Annotated in this window: 1 protein-coding gene; it reads right to left on the bottom strand. The window is 73.2% G+C overall.

From position 1 onward, the window contains the following. Window positions 1-19: 19 nt before the first annotated feature. Window positions 20-1246 carry a carboxylate--amine ligase gene (locus tag D180_RS12120; RefSeq protein WP_017913003.1) on the bottom strand — a complete coding sequence of 409 codons (1227 nt, stop codon included), beginning with the start codon at window positions 1244-1246 and terminating at the stop codon, window positions 20-22. Window positions 1247-1395: the final 149 nt, after the last annotated feature.

Genomic DNA, 1395 nt, shown 5'->3' with positions numbered 1-1395 from the left:
CGGCGGTCGGCGTCCTGGCTCATGCCGCCACTCCGATGCTGCTGTCGATGCGCCAGTGCAGCGACGCCTCGGTGCGGGCCAGCGCCTGCTGCAGGTCCGACGCGGTGTCGGCGAGCACGTCCAGCGCGCCCAGGTAATCCTTGTTGGAATGGCTCAGGCGGATCGCGTCGCCGGGTTGCCGCAGGCGCCGGTAGCGCGCTTCCCAGTGCGCATCGCTGCTGGCGTGGTCGGCACTGGCCACGGCCAGCGTGCCGTCGTGCTCGGCCACGTAGTAGCGCACCAGCGCCTGCGCGCGGCGCGCCTGCAGCGCCGGCAGCGGCCGGCCCAGGTGCAGGCCGAGCACACTGTCGAACCAGTGTCCGCCGAACAGGCGGTCGAGCAGGAATTCGCGGCCGTCGCCGATGCTGCGGTAGTTGATCTCCACCAGCACCGGGCCGTCGGCGGTGAGGATGAACTCGCTGTGGCACACGCCGAAGCCGATGCCGAACGCCTGCAGTTGCGTCAGTGCCTGCTGCAGCACCGGGGTGTCGATGGCGCTGCGCCAGCGCGCCTCGCATTCGACGAAATGCGGTGGCGCCGACAGTTGCACGTCGAAGCCGCCGATCGGCTGCAGGGTGCGCCCGTCGCCGAGCGTTTCCAGGGTGAACAGCGGACCCTCCAGCACGCTCTCCAGCAGCACGCTGCGCTGCGGGTGGCGCTGCCAGAAATCATCGAGGTAGGCCTGCAGCGCCGCCGCGTCGGCGCAGTGGCGCACGTCCAGGCTGGCCACGCCTTCGCGCGGCTTGGCGATCAGCGGCCAGGGTGCCTGCGCCGGCGGCATCGCGCCCGGCGCCAGGCTGCAGAACCACGGCGCCGGCAGGCCGAGCGCGCGCAGCCGCTGGCGCATCGCCGCCTTGTTCTTGGCCGCGTAGCAGACCTGCCAATCCTTGCCCGGCACGCCGAGCGCGGCGGCGACCACGGCGGCGCTGGTCTGCAGGTGGTCGCTGTTGCTGAACACCGCGCGCGGCGGCTGCGGCAGGCCGCCGAGCAGGTCGAGCACGCCCAGCGGATTGAACACGTCGCACTCCAGCACCTGCACCGGTGCGGCGGGCGGATGGCGGCGGAAGTGCTCGAGGTGCGCGTGGCGGTGGTCGGTCAGCAGCAGCACCGGCACGCCCAGGCGCTGCGCGGCGGGGAGGAAGCCATCGGTCACCGCCGGGTGGCAGACGTGGCTGAGGAGCAGCAGGTGAGCGTCGTGCGAGGTCATGTGCGGGTCTCGTCGGGCGCAGGCGCACGCACGCCGCCGGCGCGGCCGCGCGGAGGCGGACACGGGAGGCATGCGCCGCGGCTGCGGCAGGGTCGCGTGGTTGCCTGGCGCATCGCATCGGGCGCGCGCTGGGTAGGGGAAGGACGCGG

The sequence above is a fragment of the Xanthomonas sp. SHU 166 genome (assembly GCF_000364685.1).
Classification (GTDB): Bacteria; Pseudomonadota; Gammaproteobacteria; order Xanthomonadales; family Xanthomonadaceae; genus Xanthomonas_A; species Xanthomonas_A sontii.
This window is presented reverse-complemented; position numbering and strand designations above follow the sequence as displayed.

Excerpts from the sequence above, each read along its gene's own strand:
- D180_RS12120 (WP_017913003.1), bottom strand. The coding sequence starts at position 1,246 with ATGACCTCGCACGACGCTCACCTGCTGCTCCTCAGCCACGTCTGCCAC.